We start from the raw sequence: 19,596 nt of genomic DNA on the forward strand, positions 1-19,596 counted from the left end.
AATATAGAGCTATGGCCGCATAAATCGTTTTTATTATTTCCACTGTCTACTTGACAGGGGGCAGTTCAGAATAAAGAGCTTTTCCAATAACATTTTTTCATCATGTCCCTCCTTGTATCTTAAAAAGTAAAAAGTATTTATTATCCGGTTATCATCATAAAACGAATAGCTCTTTCAGATAAGGTATTACTAGCAGCTTAGATCGAAATAGAGATAAACCAGAAAATTTTATGCTCGTTAAGTTGCAGCTTCGGGCTCTGACATATATTTAATTACATCTACCAGTGAAAGAACATTTTTATCGAAAAGGTAAATTGTTACAGTAAGGGCTAATTCCTCCCATGAATGTTATTAGAAGCTCATCAATCCATACCTATTAATGAGTTAAGTCCTCTGTGGCGATGAGTCTTTTACTTTCCACAGAGGATCTGTCCTTACATACTTCAAGTTTAATAATTTATTGCCATTTATCAATCAAAGATCCAGCATCAGACCGGAGCGAGTTATATGCTTCCTCAAAGATCTGCTCATCCATATGGTCAAGCAATAATATAAAGCTTTCCATATGTCTCACTACTTTTTCTGCCTCACCCTGGGATTCATACTGATCCACTGCAGTTAAATGAAGCGTTAATGACCTGACAACCTGATCATTCTCAAAAGCTCCTTCTTCATCAAACTGTTCAATACTGGTTATCATGCCGGCTGCACTGATCGGTTCTGTTTCTGCTTCTTCCAGTCCGTCACGTGCGTCATTCAGCACGGTCAGCGCAGTATCCACTTCTTCTTGTGTTGCCTCTGAATCACTAAGAACATGCTCAGCTGCAGATAACGCATCTTTCAATGCTTGCCAGCTTTCTTCCGTATAATCAGCTTCGTTCAAGTTTTCAGCATTGATCTCGTCGACACGATCCTGCAATGCCGTTTTGTCAACTTCCGGGTCGAATAGATCTCCCGGTGCACGAGGTGCATTCTCTCCACCGGTGCCGATGCCGACATACGCCCAGTCATTGATGACACCATCGGTAAGGTGCATTAATCCGACTTTTCCTTCATCCAGTGATCCATTATATGCAGTAACCTGCCACTCCTCAGGCTCTTCTTCCCCAAATGGCCATACCTTTGCATGGATCAGATTTCCCTCACGCTGAACGGCCACTTGATACCAGCTGTCTTCAGTAAAGGTGAACGGCAAATCCGAACGGCTGATTACCGAGAAACTTCCGCCCAAGAACTGATTAATCCTTACTTCAAGCCTGCTGCCATTTTCATAGATATCAATATAATAGGCATTCCTGCTGCTGGTTGCATCCATAGTACCTGACATGTGGAACCCAAGCTGAAACTTTGATAGTCCAGTGTTACGTGCGCGCACAACTGCAGCCATCTCTACGTCTCCACGAACCTCACCAACATCATCCCATGTTAATGCCCGGCGTGTAAGCTGATCTCCAATCGACTGATGCTCCAGCCGGTAGGGCTCATCCAGTACTGTCCAGTTACTTTCTCTCCATAACGGAGACCAATCATCCGGTGCTGTTCCAATCTCATATTCCTTGAAATCAGTCTCATATTGAGCAGGCCCTGTCTCTTCTAACGGCTCTGGAGGATCAATTGATTCCAAGTCTGTACAATCCTCTAATGGCAACCCTTTCACTTCATTATAAAGAGCCCGATCATCAACTAATAACGGGACAACTGTCATCATCGGTTGACTCATTGTTAGAAACACAGCATCATCACTTACCTGCTCTGTTTCCAGTTCAAATAAGTCAATGTGACGCTCGATGACCTCCGCTTGCGTTGTATGAAGCAAATATCCGCATACCGGCGGATCTATAACTTCTTCTTTTTCTGGTTCATCATCTGCACCAGCTAAATAATAATCTGCTTTATTCTCTCCATCTTCCTGCTTACGAACTGGTGCCCCATCTACAGCAGTTGCAATTTCATCAAATCTTTCCTGGTAAAAACTTAAAACAGAATTATAGGAGCTTAACTGCATACTCACACGATCTTCATTAGTTGCTCGGCCTGCTGATTCCGTAAGAACAGTTAAACCATGACGCAACCCGCCCATATTCCGAAGAATACGTTCATCTTCTCTTCCACTTCCGCCAGGCCTTCCGTACAATCCTGTTGACCACCCATCTTCTATCGCCTCTGGCATCATGTAATCTTGTATCAACTCGACATTCAGATCATAAATTTCACGATCCACGTTAAGATTACGCGGCCACAAATACTCAATATCCGGATTGCTGCCACTTGGACGTTCATGGGCATCGATGGTTATATCCGGGCTGAAATCTCTTAATACTTTTGCAATTGTTTGGTTCTCTGGAGTCGCTAGGTTAAGATTGTCCCGATTATTGTCAATTCCCCAAGAATTTCTGCGAGTGTTTGCCTCACGGCCATCCGGGTTCGGTGTAGGCATGATTAAAACAGTTGACTTTTCAAGGACTTCTAACATAGCAGGATCATCCGTAAAAGCTAAATCACGCAGAATCTTAAATGCTCCCTCTCGACCTGCTGGCTCGTTTCCGTGTGGCGTACCCATAATAAATACTGTACGACCATTTTGAATCTCTTCTTTGGAGCGTTCAGTTTCTCCAACATAGACCATATATATAGGTTTTCCATCAACGGATTCTCCAACTTCTTCATACCAAACCCTGTCTGATAGTTCTGCCACTTCATCAATAAAATCTATCTCTTCTTCCAATGTGGTCCACTCGCCACTGTTTCGGTCTTCAAAACCGGTCGTCGGCAAGTCTTGTTCATCATTTAATGCTGCAAAACTACTTGCCGGGATAATAGTGAAGATTAATAAAATTGTCATGAAAACTATTCTATTACGCATTTGTCTCCCCATAGTTATTTAATGTCCACCTCCAAAAGTATTGGTTATTTCTCTTTAGCATGAATTCTTGGCAGCGTTAACTATTTGTTTAAGATAAATTAGTCCTCGTGTAGGTTCACATACTAATTTTCTAAACAAACTCCCAGTACACCTCCTATTCACCATTGAATTTTTAATATTATATTAAAGGCAATTTATTGCCTTTATATACAGAATTTTAAATCTTTATTCTATTTACTTTATAATTACGTGTTCAAAATGGAGGATAAAAAAGACCGGGAAGTTCAGATCACGGCATAGTTTTGAGCACTAGAAAAGCTTCTGTGATTATACATCGCACGCAGGAAAAGTGTTTTTTCTTTTCCAAAGGAACGGAATGTATGCATTTAGATACATGAGTAGCGCAAAAACAAGCCAACGAAGAAATTCGACGTATCATTTTTACCGGACTTTTTGAACAACTTCTATAAGGATAATATTTCATAGTTTGTTAACTTTTATTGAAAAATGATGAATCCCTTTGATCTGAATCTACTATATTACTGTTACTGTTTTTTTCTATTAATCTGCCATATTACTCAACAAAAACAATGAATATGAAACTGATGAACAATCAGTTAATAAGGTATTGCAGTGTTAAGCAGTTTTTCACCAACTTTTTGATTACACCTTTTATTCCAGCTTTATCTGTTGCTGTTCTACCTGAAACACAACCTGTTCTTTATCTTTATCTTCAACTGGATCTCTATCATTCCCAAGAATCGGGGTAGAGAATTAAAAGATGGTGAATATACCCCTGCGGCAGTAAAACAACTGCCGCAGGGACGTATTCTTCTGTGTTATTTCCATTTCTCAATTAATGATTCGGTATCAGCGTATAGAGAGTCATACGCTTCCCCGGAAATTTGTTCCTTTTCTTCCATATGGTCAAGCAACAATATAAAGCTTTCCATATGTCTCACGACTTTTTCTGCCTCTTCCTGTGATTCATACTGATCCACTGCAGTTAGATGAAGAATTAATGACCTTGCAACCTGATCATTTTCAAAAGCTCCCGCTTCATCAAACTGTTCGATACTTGTAATCATGCCGGCTGCGCTGATCGGTTCTGTTTCTTCTTCGGAATGTAATTCCCAAAAATCCATGAAACGTTGCCAATCATATGACGTCAAGTCATGACCTCCTTGACGTACATGATAACCAATTTTTCCAGCATGTAGTGGCGTGTTCACACTTGGAAATTCATCTGTTTCCAATCCATCTCCGTATAATTCATAAACTGGACTTGCATGTACGGCTGATAAAAATTCGGATTGTGGATCGGCCCAACTGTCACTGGATGCACTGGAAACATAAACTAGTCGAGGTGCCATTAACGAAACCAATAGATGTTGGTCAATAGGCAATTCATATTCCAATCCATTAAAATATTTATAGTTTCTATTGAACCAATGTGGAAAACCTTCATTAATATTTTCAATGGTTTCTCCACCTTTACCTCTTGCTATTGCTGCACCGGTACTACCAGAGTTATTACTAATCGTTAAGTCGAAACGTTCATCTGTTGCCCCTGCCCAAAGAGCTGCTTTACCTCCTCTTGAGTGACCAGCAACAGCTACTTTATTAGAATCAATAGCTGATTCAGTTTCTAAATAATCGAGTGCAAGACTTGCTCCCCATGCCCAAGCTGCAATCGTTCCCCATGCATCATATGCTCTTTCACCCTCTGGATCAAAAACTTCATGTACTCCACTATTAAAAGCAGCGGAACTATCATCTTCAGAAACTTCAGATGTTTGGAATACCGCGGTTGCATAACCTCTCTCGATAATTTCTTCCGCTGGCCAGAAAGGCATTATAATTTCCCGGTCCGGGTCCATATTTTCGTACCCTCTATTATTCATGAACAAGAATGTTGGTACAGGACCATCTGCGTTGTTTGGTATGAAAACTAGTAAATCAAACGAATCGGTACCACCAGGACCACTATAGGAAATTGTAACCTGCTGACGAGTTGCTTGCCCGCCCATCATATCTTCATTCACATCTTTCACTTCAAAGGTGAGATTATCCGGACGATCGACAGGAGCTACTCCGTAAATATATTCTTTAAATAATTCAAGGATTTCTGGTCTTCTAATATTCTCCCAATCTTCTGTTGTTGATATTTCCTCACCTTTTACAGATAGAAATGGATCCGGTAAAAGACGGTCACCGATTTCTCTAATTATATATTTATTCATTGTGTTCATTCTGGCATCATTTAGGTTATTTAGAGCTTCATCCACTTCTGCTTGGGTTGCATTAGGATCATTTAATATTTCTTTTGCTGTATCCAATGCTGTTTTAAAAATCTCCCAATCCTCTTCTATAAAGTCTCCTTCTGTTAAACCTTCATTTTCAATATCGGCAACCCGTTTTTGTAGTGAACTTTTATTAATGGGAATAGTAGGGTAATAGTCTTCTTCTGCTCTAGGTGCAGATTCTTCACCTACGCCAACGCCGATATAGGCCCACCTTGTTGTCGTATTCTGAGAAGCACCACTTACACCTACGTAACCACCTGACAATGTACTGTCATTAATAACAACATCCCACTCTTCTGGTTCCGGTGTACCGTTCTCCCAAACTTTACCTCTTAACGTAGTTCCTTCTCGCTGGAAAAGAACTCGATAATATGTGTCTCGTTTCATACCATAATCGGTTCTTATTAACTCAGTGAAAGCACCTTCATTATAACGAGCAATACGTACTGCACCTATATCAATATTGGCATTTAAATAATATGCTGTTTCCGTACCAGATTCACCTGAGACATGGATTGGCAGACTGAATAAAGAATCATTAGAATCAGCACTTACGAGTCCAAATACTTCTACATCACCTTCGATTTGACCAATTTCATCCCATGTTAGTGCCCATCTTCCAGTACTACCTCCAGTTGTTTGGATTAATTGATTGTCTGTTCCATTAGCAATCTCCCAATTACTTGGATTCCAACTTTCACTCCAGCCATTAGGAATAGATCCAACCTCATATTCGGAAAAGTCAGTTGCATACTGTACATCTCCTTGACGATCAAATAGGTCAGCAGCTGCGCGCTCTGTTGTCCACTCGCCACTGTTTCGGTCTTCAAAACCAGTTGTCGGCAAGTCTTGTTCATCATCATTTAATGCTGCAAAACTACTTGCAGGCAAAAGAGTGAATATTAATAGAATAGTCATAAAAACTATTCTATTGCTTATTTGTCTCCCCATAGTTTATTAATGTCCTCTCCCCAAATAAAGTAATGGTTACCTCTCTTTATGTTGGATTCTTGGATGCGCTTACAATTTATTTAAGCTAATTTAGTACATTCTGACTGAATTCATCTAGTTTTACATATTCATTTCCTAAACAACTTTCAGTACACCTTTTCTTCATTGAATTTTAAACCTTATATCAAAGGTCACTTATCGCCCTTAATAAACAACAAGTATTAACTGTTTTTGCTAATAGATCTCTATAACTCTAGTGATCAATAACTACTCGGTGTTTTCAAGATTAAAAGATAATGAATATATCCCCCGCGGAAGTCCAATGACTCCCGCAGAGGCGTATTTTCCTGTGTTATTCCCACTTGGTAATTAAAGATTCAGCATCAGCATAAAGCGAATCATACGCTTCCTCGGACATCTGGCCTTCCATATGTTCAAGCAATAATTTAAAGCTCTCCATATGCCTCACGACTTTTTCCGCTTCTTCCTGTGATTCATACTGATCCACTGCAGTTAAATGAAGCGTTAATGACCTGACAACCTGATCATTTTCAAAAGCTTCCGCTTCATCAAACTGTTCGATGCTTGTGATCATGCCGGCTGCACTGATCGGTTCTGTTTTCCGTTCTTCCAAACCGTCACGGGCTTCATTCAGTTCGGTCAGCATAGAATCCACTGCTTCCTGTGTGGCATCCGGATCACTCAGAACATTTTCAGCTGCGGTTAAGGCTTCCTGCAATGTTTGCCAGCTTTCCTCTGTATAATCTGCCTCGTTCAGATTTTCTGCATGGATTTCATCAACACGCTCCTGCAGTACTGTTTTATCAACTTCCGGTTCTTCCGGATCAAACAGATCCCCTGGTGCGCGCGGGGCTTCTAATCCACCTGTGCCAACTCCCACGAATGCCCAATCATTAATTGTTCCATTTGTAAATGCTGCAAGTCCCAGTTTTCCACTGGTAAATGAACTGTCTTGTCCTATTACCTGGAACTCATCCGGTTCTTCTTCACCAAATGGCCAGGCTTTGGCATACAGCCTGTCACCTTCGATTTTTAATAACACTTCATACCAAATATCTTCGCCCACTTCAAATGGTAAAGCTCCGCTGCCTCCAATTAGCGTGTAACTTCCATTTACATATTTGCCAATCCGTAACTGGTTGGCCCGTGAACTGGCGTCCGGGCTTCTCATATCAATGTAATAAGCATTTTCACTGCCTGCTTCCCCGGACATGTGGAACCCTACTTGGAACATCGTATCCCCTACATTACCTGCACGGACAACTGCCGAAACCTCGGTATCTCCTTCATGTTCACCTATGGCATCCCATGTCAGCGCCCGACGTCCTCCACTATCCAGTGAATGCTCGAGTCTGCGGGGATTATCGGTAATTTTCCAGTTGCTATTTCTCCATAAAGTTGACCAATCTGATGGAGACTGACCCAGCTCATATTCCGAGAAATCTGTTTCATATTGTGCGGCATTCTTATCTAATAATCCGGCACGCGCATTTTCCAGTTTTACCAATGCATCGTTAATAACAGATTGTACTGCTTCATTCGGATTATTTTCTGCGTTTTGCAATACCTCTCTTGCGTTTTCAAGTGCGTTTTCTAATGCCTCCCATGTTTCTTGTGTATAATCTTCTTCCACAAGGTTTTCGCCTTCAATGGAATCCACAAGCTCCTCCAGACCTATAGTACTAATATATCCAGGCATACCTTCCGGTGCCCGCGGCGCTTCTTCACCGCCAGTACCGACTCCTACAAATGCCCAGTCATTGTATCTGTTGCTGGTAACATGTCCGAGTCCGATTTTGCCGCTGTTTGTAAGCGGGTCTTCTACGGTAATGGACCAATCTTCTGGTTCATCAGCACCATATGGCCAAACCTTTCCTTTTAACATGGATCCTTCGCGTTTTAATACAACATTTAACCATGTATTTTCATTCACGATAAACGGCAGACTTGACGTTGCACGCGTACTGAAAGAACCATCCAGGTTCCGATTTATACGTACAGAATTGCTTGTTCGAACATCCAGATAGTAACTATTTTCCGACCCCGCTTCTCCACTGGCATGCAGCTGCAGCTGGAACAGGGTTGAACCACTTCCTCTTGGACGTACAAGAGCTGCTACTTCAACATCCCCGTGAACTTCACCAACTGTATCCCAAGTCAATAATCTGCGGCCGCCTGCACTATCTACAAAGTGTTCCAATCTATGCGGCTCATCCTTGATTTCCCAGTTACTGTCTCTCCATTGCATAGTCCAATCAGCCGGAACACCCGATTCGGTATCCGAAAAATCAGTTTGATATTGAGCAGGCGCTGTCTCTTCCGGCGGCTCCGGAGGATCCATTGATCCCGGATCTGTACAATCTTCCAACGGCAGTCCTTCTACCTCATTATAAAGCGCCCGATCATCAACCAAATATGGGATAACGGTCATCATCGGCTGATCCATGGTTATAAATACACCATCATCACTTACCTGTTCCGTTTCCAGTCCAAATAGATCAATATGGCGCTCAATTGCCTCTGCTTGTTTTGTATGAAGCAAATATCCGCATACCGGCGGATCTATAATTTCTTCATTGTATGGTTCGTCATCTGCACCGTCCAAATAAAAAGGTGCTTTATTTCTGCCGTCCGCCTGTTTGCGGGCTGGCGCACCATCTACAGCAGCTGCAATTTCATCAAATCTTTCCTGATAAAAACGCAGAACGGAGTTGTATGAACTTAACTGCATATCAACACGGTCTTCGTTCGATGCTCTTCCGGCGGATTCCGTCAGTACACTTATACCATGTCTGAGACCTCCCATATTCCGTAGAATACGTTCGTCTTCTCTTCCACTTCCGCCAGGCCTTCCGTACAATCCGGTTGACCACCCATCTTCTATCGCATCCGGCATCATGTAGTCTTGTACCAGCTCGACATTCAGGTCATAAATTCCACGATCCACGTTAAGGTTCCGCGGCCACAAGTACTCAATATCCGGGTTGCTGCCGCTTGGACGTTCATGGGCATCGATGGTTATATCCGGGCTGAAATCTCTTAGTACTTTTGCAATTGTTTGGTTTTCGGGTGTTACCAGACTGAGATTGTCCCGATTATTGTCTATTCCCCAGGAATTTCTGCGAACATTTGCCTCACGGCCATCCGGATTTGGTGTAGGCATGATTAAAACAGTTGACTTTTCCAGGATATCAAGCATATCCGGCTCATCTGTAAAAGCTAAATCACGCAGGATCTTAAAAGCTCCCTCTCGGCCGGCCGGCTCGTTTCCGTGGGGAGTACCCATAATAAACACAGTTCGGCCATCCTGGATCTCTTCTTTGGAGCGTTCGGATTCTCCAACATAGACCATATATATAGGTTTTCCTTCCACTGATCGCCCAACTTCTTCATACCAGACTCTGTCTGATAGTTCTGCTACTTCATTAATAAAATCTATTTCTTCTTCCAATGTTGTCCACTCGCCACTGTTCCGATCTTCAAAACCGGTCGTTGGCAAGTCTTGTCCATTATCATCCAATGCTGCAAAAGCCGTTGCCGGAAAAAGAGTAAAGACCAGCAAAATTGCCATAAATACTATTCTATTGCGTATTTGACTCCCCATCGTAATTTAATGTCCTCCTCCAAAGTAATAGTTATTTCTCTTTATGCCGTTTCTTGGATGCGTTTTAATTTGGTTTAAAATAAATTAGTACCAATGCAGGTTTACAACTAATCTACCGAACCAATACCAGTTCACCCCCTCTGTGATTAAACTTTCAATATAATATCATCAAGGGGGACTCAGCCCCCTTAATAATCAATGATTAACCTTTATTTAGATTCTGGAAGATCCCTATAACTCTAGTAATTAATTGTAAATCAACTAGAGGAAATGATAGTAATATCCCCTGCGACAGTACAGTCACTGCCGCAGAGACGAATTTTATCTGTTATTCCCACTTTGCAATAAGTGATACAGCGTCAGTGTAAAGAGATTCATACGCTTCCCCGGACATCTGCTCATCCATATGATCAAGCAGCAACAAGAAGCTTTCCATATGTCTCACTGCTTTTTCTGCCTCTTCCTGTGATTCATACTGATCCACTGCAATTAATTGAAGGGTTAGTGATCTTACAACCTGATCATTCTCAAAAGCCCCTTCTTCATCAAATTGTTCAATACTTGTGATCATGCCGGCTGCGCTGATCGGTTCTGTTTCTCGTTCTTCCAATCTGTCACGGGCTTCATTCAGCCCGGTCAGCGCAGAATCCACTTCCTCCTGTGCGGCATCCGGATCATGCAGTACTTCTTCAGCTGCGGTTAATGCTTCCTGCAATGCTTGCCAGCTTTCCTCTGTATAATCGGCTTCATTCAGGTTTTCAGCATGGATCTCATCAACAAGATCCTGCAATTCCGTTTTGTCAACTTCCGGATCAAACAGGTCTTCTGGTGCGCGAGGGGCTTGTTCTCCCCCAACGCCAACACCAAAGAAGGCATGTTCATTTATTACATTACCGGGTGAATGACCTAAGCCCACATAGCCGCCACTTAAATTGTCATCAACATATTCAACCTGCCAATCCGGCTCTTCCTCTCCTAGCGGCCAGGCTTTCGCGCGTAATATATTTCCCTCACGCTGGAACACAGCATGATACCATTCATCAGGTACGACCTCGAACCGAAGCCGGGCATTCGTACGACTGCTGAATGCACCATCAATGTTACGGTTTATTCGAATATAGCCTGTCGTCCGCAAATCCATGTAATAACTATTTTCAGAATCTACATCTCCGGATGCATGTAGCTGCAGCTGGAATAAGGTTGTTCCAGTACCTGAAGTACGCACCAAGGAGGATACTTCCACATCCCCTTCCACATATCCCGGTTCATCCATGACCAAGGCCCTGCGTCCTTCACCGGGTATTACGGTGTGTACCAATCTGCTTGGATTTTCTTCTACCTTCCAATCACTATCAGCCCACAAGGTTGACCATCCAGCAGGCGGCTGACCAGTTATATCTTCTGAAAAATCTGTCTGGTACTGTGCCGCATCTTTTGCTGTTAAATTAGCCCTGGCTTCGTTCAAAGCTTCCAAAACTTCTTCTATTTGAGACTGTGATACATTTTCATTGGCCAAAACAGCTCTTGCATGTTCAAGCGCTTGCTGCAAAGTTTCCCAGCTTGCTTTCGAATAATCTTCCTCCACTAGATTTTCTGCTTCAATTACAGCTACTCTTTCTTCCAAAAACGTAAAGTTGGTAACTCCGCTTAAGTCCTTAGGTGGTCTGGGTGCATCTTCTCCACCAACCCCGACACCGAAAAATGCATGATCATTTACAGTATTTCCGGTTGATTGACCTAATCCGACATAACCGCTGTCAAAAGTATCGTCTTCATATTCGACCTGCCAATGGTCAGGTTCATCTTCCCCATACGGCCATACTTTGCCCCGCAGCATATTGCCGTCACGCTTCAATACCGCGTTATACCAAACATCTTCCTCAATATCAAAAGGAAGCCTTTGTGTGGTCAGCGTACTGAATGATCCGCCTGCATTACGGTTCAAACGGACATATCCATTTGATCGCACATCCAGTAAATAACTGTTTTCATTATTCGCCTCTCCAAAAGCATGCAGATGTAAATGGAATAAGGTTGAGCTGGAACTAATCGGTTCAATAAATGATGTACGCACTAAGCTGGATACTTCCACATCACCGGCAGCCATTCCCGGTTCATCCATGACCAGATTTCTGCGGCCATCATTGGGCGTTACAGTATGTTCCAATCTTCTTGGATCCTCCTGAACCTTCCAGTCACTATCCCGCCATAAAGTTGACCATCCTTCAGGCATTTCCCCAACCTGGTCTTCGGAAAAGTCAGTTTGATATTGAACTTGTCTAAACTGCAATTTAGAATAAGCATCATTTAACAAGGCCAGGGCCTCATCAAGTTGTGCCTCTGTAACATCTTCCTCTTCCAGCAATGCATTTGCTTCATCTATGGCATCCTGAAGTCTTGTCCAGCTATCCCCAGTGTAATTCTGCTCATTTAAACCTTCGCGCATTATTTCATTAATTCTATTTTGCAGAATTGTTCTGTCAATTTCAGGAATAAGATGATCTGGTGCACGGGGTGCTGATTCTCCATCTGTTCCTACACCAATATGTGCCCACTCGTTTAGAGTTCCTGCATCAAAATGGCCCGGGCCAACATGACCGCCAACCAAAAAATTGTCTTCGGCTGTTACTTGCCATTCATTAGGCTCCTCTTCGCCATAAGGCCAGACCTTGGCACGAAGCGTTGTTCCTTCCCGCTGAAGCACTGCCTGATACCATTGGCCGCCTTCCGCATCAAATGGCACACTGCTAGAAGCCAGATTACTAAAGCTGCTATCAAATAATCGATTGATTCTTACCGTACCCGAGCTTCTTAAATCAATGTAATAGCTATTTTCCGTTGCCAGGGCATATTCTCTGGCAGTATCACCCGATGCATGTAAATGAAGCTGAAATAGTGTCGACCCGGCACCATTGGAACGAACTAACCCGGAAACTTCGACATCACCAAATTGTCTTCCAACGTTATCCCATGAAAGTAACCTTCTGTCTCCACTTGGGTCTACGTAGTTCTCCAATCGGCTTGGCTGTTCCCTTACACTCCAGCTGCCCTCTTTCCACATCATGGACCAGTCTTCAGGGATGGAGCCTGCCTCCTCATCGGCGAAAGTAGTGGAATATTGCTGCGGATCCAATTCTGGCGGCACTTCCAAATCTTCCTTATTGGAACAATCATGAACTGGCATTCCTCCCGCCACACTGTACCCTGCCCTTTCATCCAATAATAATGGGATGACCGTTCTCATTGGCTGTCCCATAGGAACAAATACGCCGTCTTCCCCGACCTGCTCAGTTTCTATAGAAAATATATCAAGATAATATTGAATCTTTTCGGCTTGAGAAGCATGAAGCATATAACCGCATGCAGGGTTCTCCTCTACTTTTGTCGGTTCCAGTTCATCAGATCCATCAAAGTAAATGGGTTCAGTCATATCGGCTCCTGCTTCAGCCTGACGTTCTTTGGAACCGTCTCTCACTTCTTTAATTCTATCGAAATTTTCATAGTAAAAATCCAGTACCGAATTTGCGGCAATCATTTGCATATCCGTTCTGGCAGCATACGAGTTGCCCATCCCGGGTTCGGTCAGTATGCCTATACTATGCCGCAAACCTGCCATATTGCCGAGAAAACGCTCGTCTCCGCCTCCAAGAGGATAAGGACCGGTAGTATAACCTTCGTCTTCCACATCCGCTGCAACCTTATCTTCAATCATTTCTATGGATAAATCTCTTAATTCCTCATCCATATTTAAATTTTGCGGCCACAGCATCTCAAGATGAGGATTTGTACCGCCGCGTTCATGTGCATCAACGATGATATCGGGATCAAATCGATTTAATACATCTGCAATTACTTGCACCTCAGGAGTCTTCATATTCAGATGATCCCGATTCATATTTATTCCTTGCGCATTTCCCCGTGTATTACTTACCCGCCCATCCGGGTTTGCAGTTGGAATAAATAGTATAGTTGTTTTACGCATCAAATCCAATAGCTGCTCGTCTTCCGTAAATGCCAAATCTCTTAATAATTGTAAAGACATTTCACGTCCGGAAGGCTCCCTGCCATGTTGCGTACCAACAATAATCATATTGCGCCCATCCGCAATTTCCTCATCGGAAGGGGCTGCCGGATAGCCAACCCGCACTAAATGTATAGGTCTTCCTTCGTAGGAAGTTCCGGCTTGTGTTATGTTTACCCTTTCTGACATTTCATCCACTTGCTGTAAAAATAACTGTTCTTCTTCAAAGGTTGTCCAACTTTCCGCATTACGATCTTCAAAACCGGTCGTTGGCCAATCATCCGGATTTTCAGCAAATCCGTGAACAGGAGTCATCGTCATCACTAAAAGGACAATCATAAAAACAGAAAAAACTTTGTTAATCCCCCTATTTTTCATGTGCTTTTTCCCCCTATTATTTTTTTGTAACAGTGATCAAATTACTAAACTATTAAATCATCGCCCTTTCTCTTCCGGATCATGATGGTTACGTTTACATTTTGATTAAGATAATATAAGCAAGACTATTACTCATTCCGGACTGGCTTGATAATCATGAAACAATTTATCTTTTAACATCGGGTTTTGTTATCGGTCACTCAGTTCCTATTTAATACAACAAAAAGGGGACGCTGACGATTACAGGATGAGAAGATAATAATATGCCCTGCGGCAGTGAAATCACTGCCGCAGAGACAAAGTCCATCAGTTATTCCCACTTCGCAATGAGTGATTCTGCATCAGCGCAGAGAGACTCGTACGCTTCTTCGGAAATCTGTTCCTCTTCTTTCATATGCTCAAGCAGTAATATAAAGCTGTCCATATGTTTTACTACTTTTTCTCCTTCTTCCTGGGATTCATACTGATCCACTGCAGTTAAATGAGTGGTTAATGACCTCACAGCCTGATCATTCTCAAAAGCTCCTGCCTCATCAAACGCTTCAATACTGGTGATCATGCCGGCTGCACTGATCGGTTCTGTTACTGCTTCTTCCAGTCCGTCACGGGCTTCATTCAGCTCGGTCAGTGCAATATCCACTTCTTCCTGTGTGGCATCCGTGTCGTTTAATACTTCTTCCGCTGCGGTTAATGCCGCCTGTAATGCTTGCCAGCTTTCTTCGGTGTAGTCTTCTTCATTCAAACCTTCAGCTTGAATTTCATCGACGCGATCCTGCAGTGCTGTTTTATCAACTTCCGGGTCAAATAGATCAGCCGGAGGACGCGGGGCTGCTGCATCATTTGTACCTACGGCGAAGTATGCCCAATCATTTGTTGCACCGCTCGTAACATGCCCTACTCCTACTTTACCTTTATTAAAATTGTTATCCTCGACTTCTATTTGCCATCCGGCCGGTTCTTCTTCCCCGTACGGCCAAATCTTTCCTTTTAACATGGACCCTTCTTTTTTCAATACCACTTGCAGCCAGTCATTGGCTTCTGCTGTATATGGGAACTCCACTGCACCCAAAGAATCAAAATACGCATCCATATTGCGGTTTATTCTCACCCTGTCATTTCGTAAATCGATATAGTAGCTATTCTCACTGCCGGCAGATCCTGATCCTTGAAGATGAAGCTGGAACATAGAAGCAGCATAATCTCTTGCTCTGACAACAGCAGCGACTTCCACATCACCATAAACAGTTTCCGCTTCATCCCACGTGAGTACACGGCGGCCTCCGCCTTCAGTTACATAATGTTCCAGCCGGCTCGGGTCATCTTTCACTGTCCAGCCGCTTTCCCGCCATAACATGGACCAATCGGATGGTGCTTCTCCCGTCACATATCCGCTAAAGTCTGTAGCCACTTGTTTGGAAACGGTTTGTAAAGCTTCATACGCATTTTCCAACTGCTGCATCGCTTCCAGTATTTCTGATTGCGTTACTTCAGATGCTTCCAGTACATCCTCAGCATTATTGATTGCATTTTGCAGCATACCCCAGCTGTTTCCAGTAAAGTCTCCTTCATGTAAATCCTTTGACTTCATTTCATCCAATTTATCAGCTAAAGGTGATTTATCAGCAACCAGACCTTCTTCTGCGCGTGGTGCTTCAGCATCATTCGTTCCTACCGCAAAATATGCCCATTCATTATTTGCACCGGATGTTACATGCCCAACTCCGACTTTTCCGTTTTGGAAGCTAGCATCATCCACTTCTACCTGCCAATCCGCTGGCTCTTCTTCACCATATGGCCATACCTTTCCTTTCAGGGTCGTTCCTTCTTTTTTAAGTACTGCCTGATACCAGCTATTCGTGCGTACTTCATAAGGAAAACTTTCCGATTGAAGCACGTCAAAATAAGCTTCTCTATTACGGTTAATTCTTACATTTCCTGACCTCGTGACATCAAGATAGTAACTGCTTTCACTTCCCGCATCACCTGAACCCAGCAGATGAAGCTGGAATAACACGCCATTGTCAGTAGTATTTCTTACCAATCCTGAGATTTCCACATCTCCATAAACTGTATCTGCTTCATCCCAGGTTAATACACGGCGTCCTCCGCCAGATGTTACAAAATGCTCCAAACGACTAGGATTATCTTTCACTGTCCAGCCGCTCTCCCGCCATAACATAGACCAGTCTGAAGGAACCTCACCTGTTTCATAGTCACTAAAGTCATTCGCAAGTTGTTTGGAAATGGTTTGCAATTGACCAAAAGCATCGTCCAGCTTCTGAATCTCTTCCAGTATTTGCTCCTGTGTGAGGTCAGATTCTTCCAATAACTCTTCAGCGCTGCTTATCGCATTTTGCAGGTTGCTCCAGGTGTCATCAGTGAAATTTTCTTCACTTAAATTTTTTGATTCTATTTCAATTATTTTATCCTCTAAAGGACTTTTATCGATAATCAAATTGTCCGGTGCACGGACAGCCTCGGCTTCATTCGTACCTACCGCAAAATATGCCCATTCATTTGTTACACCGCTGCTGACATGGCCGACTCCTACTTTACCTTGAATAAAATTGCTGTCGTTCACTTCTACCTGCCAGTCCTCCGGTTCTTCTTCCCCATAAGGCCAAACTTTTCCTTTTAATGTTGTACCATCACGCTGAAACACCACCTGATACCACTGGTTGCCTTCAGGAGTGAACGGAATGGAACTGCTCTGCAGAACCGTAAATCCTCCATTCATATTCCGGTTAATCCGTACATTTCCTGAGCTGCGCAAATCTAAATAGTAACTATTTTCGCCACCTGCATTTCCCGATCCCTGCAGGTGAATTTGAAACATCGTATTCCCCGGATTTGCTTTTACCAATGCGGATAATTCCACATCACCTGTAATATCACCGGCTTTATCCCAGGTTAATACACGGCGGCCGCCACCTTCTGTTACAAAGTGCTCCAGCCGGCTTGGGTCATCCTTCACTGTCCATCCGCTTTCCCGCCATAATGTTGACCAATCTGATGGCGCCTGTCCAGCTTCATATTCGGAAAAGTTGGTGCTGTACTGGGCCGCCAGGGAAGCGTATGCGTTATATAATGTGTCAACTGCATGATTTACTTCAGATTGTGTTGCTTCCTCATCATGCAAAACATTTACTGCAGCATTTATTGCCTGCTGTAAATTATCCCAGCTGTCAGGCAAGAAATCTTCTTCATTTAAATCTTCATCCGCAATTTCGTTAATCCTTCTTTCCAATACTGACTTATCCACCCCTTCTATTAAATCATCAGGGGCTCTCTCTGCACTTTCGCCATATGTGCCGACACTCAAGTATTTCCAGTCATTAATCATACCTGTTGTGGAATGACCTACGCCAACCCTGCCTAAATCAATATACATATCGTCTTCAAAAGTGATTACCCATTCCTCAGGTTCCGGTTCTTCATACGGCCATACTTTTCCCTTTAATGCATTGCCATCCCGCTGAAATACTACTTGATACCATTGGTCTACTTCCAATTCAAAATCTAAATCTTCTGTTGCCAAGGTTGTATTCCTGCCACCCATCAGGCGGCTGAGCCGAATACTGTTCTCATCATGTTGTTTTGTTACATCCAGGTAGTAGCTGGTCTCATTGCCTGCACTGCCTGAACCATGGAGATGAAGTTCAAATAATTCACCTTCATTATTGGCCCGGACTAAAGCAGCTGCTTCCACATCACCATGTACTTCTCCAATTTCGTCCCAAACAAGCAAGCGGCGATCTCCGCCATCCGTTACGAAATGCTCCAGACGTTTTGGATCCTCCTGGATTGTCCAGCTGCTGTCGCCCCATATATTTTCAAATCCGGCAGGAGCTTGTCCAGCTTCGTCATTGGCAAAATCAGTTTCAAACACTTCAGCTTCAGGCATGCTCGGGGGATCGAGCTTTCCGATATCCTCGCAATGATCTACAGCTAAGCCGTTTGCCAGTTTAATTTCGGAATTTTCATCAAGCATGAAAGGAATGACTGTCATCATCGGCTGAGCCATGGACACAAAGTAACCATTCTCTACTTCTTCTATTTCCAGTCCGAACAAATCTATTTGCGTCTCAAGATATTCCTTTTGCATTTCATTAATTAAGTATCCGCAAGGCGGAGGGTCCAAAATGTCTGATTCGTCTTCCGGTAAATCACCAACCATTCCGCTTAAATAAAATGGTTTATTCCGTTCTTCTCCTTCACGCATTTTATTTTCGCGGGAGGCAGACACCACCTCGCCAACACGATCAAATTTTTCGTGATAAAAACGCAAAATGGAGTAAGCTGATTCCATTTGTCCTGCTACTCTCACCAATGGTTCATCGGTCCACGAACCTTCTGTGAGTATTCCGATACTATGTCTTAACCCTGACATACTCCGGGTATTTGTCGGCCTTGCCCCCGGTGGATAATAGTCTACAGTAAATCCTGCATCTTCCAGGTCAGGAAACATGAAGTCTTCAAATAATTCATCGTTTAGTTCCCGTAATTCTGAATCCACATTGAGGTTGAGGTTACCCAACAGTGATATATTGGGTCCGGATATTCTTTCATGTGCGTCCAGAATAATATCGGGTTTAAACTCTTGTTGTACAGATGCTAAAGTTTGCACTTCAGGTGTTTTCAAAGCTAAATGGTCGCGGTTTAAATCAAAATCATCTACATTCCTTCTTACATTTGCTTCCCTGCCATCCGGGTTCATCGTAGGAATAAACAGAATGGTGGAGTTTTCCATTAATTCCAGCAAATCCGGATCATCAGTAAATGATAAGTCCCTGAGTAATTTTAGGGACATTTCCCGTCCGGAAGGTTCATTTCCATGAAACGTTCCAACGATTAGTATATTTCTGCCATCTGCAATTTCCTCATCTGTTCCGGGCCCCGGATTCGAAACCCTTACCAGATGCAAAGGACGTCCCTCCGCCGAATACCCATGTACCGTGTATTCCATTCGATCGGATTTTTGTGAGACTTCCTCCAGAAAATCCAATTCCTCTTCATGTGTAGTCCAGCTGCCATCATTACGAATCTCCAAACCTGTCTGCGGAATGTCTTCATCCTCTATCGTTTCCCTTTTATCCGCAGCTGCAGCACCCGGTTCTGTCACAGCTAAACCGTGCATTGGCAGCAAAACTAACGCCAGCAAACCAATTATTAAAGATATGATTCCATGTTTTTTCCCCATATTGATACCCCCTGTCTCATTTTGTCAGCGCTTTCTTTTTTACGATTTTATAAAACTTTAAATCACCTGCCTCTTTTATAGTTATTTAGTCTCGAAATATAATATATTTCTGGGTAACTATTGATACGAGAATAGCAAAAAAACCAAAGAAAAACTATATAAATTCATAATCTTTCAAAGAATGATGAAAAATTACTACATTTATATAGCCTCTTTATAGGTATTTTTGTTCAGTCTTTAACAATTATTAGT

Annotated in this window: 5 protein-coding genes; all 5 read right to left on the reverse strand. The window is 42.9% G+C overall.

The genetic code is table 11. The annotated features are described in order from the left end of the window. Window positions 1–457: 457 nt before the first annotated feature. Window positions 458–2,842 (reverse strand): FIMAH domain-containing protein, encoded by a 2,385-nt coding sequence (locus tag GHD25_RS04385; protein WP_164215159.1) that lies wholly within the window; start codon window positions 2,840–2,842, stop codon window positions 458–460. 860 nt (window positions 2,843–3,702) lie between these two features. After that, on the reverse strand, window positions 3,703–6,087 hold the full coding sequence (locus GHD25_RS04390; protein WP_164215160.1) for an FIVAR domain-containing protein: 2,385 nt from the start codon (window positions 6,085–6,087) through the stop codon (window positions 3,703–3,705). Between the two features lie 385 nt (window positions 6,088–6,472). After that, the gene (locus GHD25_RS04395; RefSeq protein WP_164215161.1) at window positions 6,473–9,745 is read right to left on the reverse strand and encodes an FIMAH domain-containing protein; all 3,273 of its coding nucleotides are present in this window, start codon (window positions 9,743–9,745) and stop codon (window positions 6,473–6,475) included. Window positions 9,746–10,073: 328 nt separating this feature from the next. Beyond that, window positions 10,074–14,144, reverse strand: a complete 4,071-nt coding sequence (locus GHD25_RS04400) for a M14 family zinc carboxypeptidase (protein ID WP_164215162.1) — start codon at window positions 14,142–14,144, stop codon at window positions 10,074–10,076. A 310-nt stretch (window positions 14,145–14,454) separates the two neighbouring features. Next, window positions 14,455–19,344 (reverse strand): FIMAH domain-containing protein, encoded by a 4,890-nt coding sequence (locus GHD25_RS04405; RefSeq protein ID WP_164215163.1) that lies wholly within the window; start codon window positions 19,342–19,344, stop codon window positions 14,455–14,457. Window positions 19,345–19,596: the final 252 nt, after the last annotated feature.

Source organism: Virgibacillus aidingensis, assembly GCF_010994035.1.
Classification (GTDB): Bacteria; Bacillota; Bacilli; order Bacillales; family Amphibacillaceae; genus Virgibacillus_N.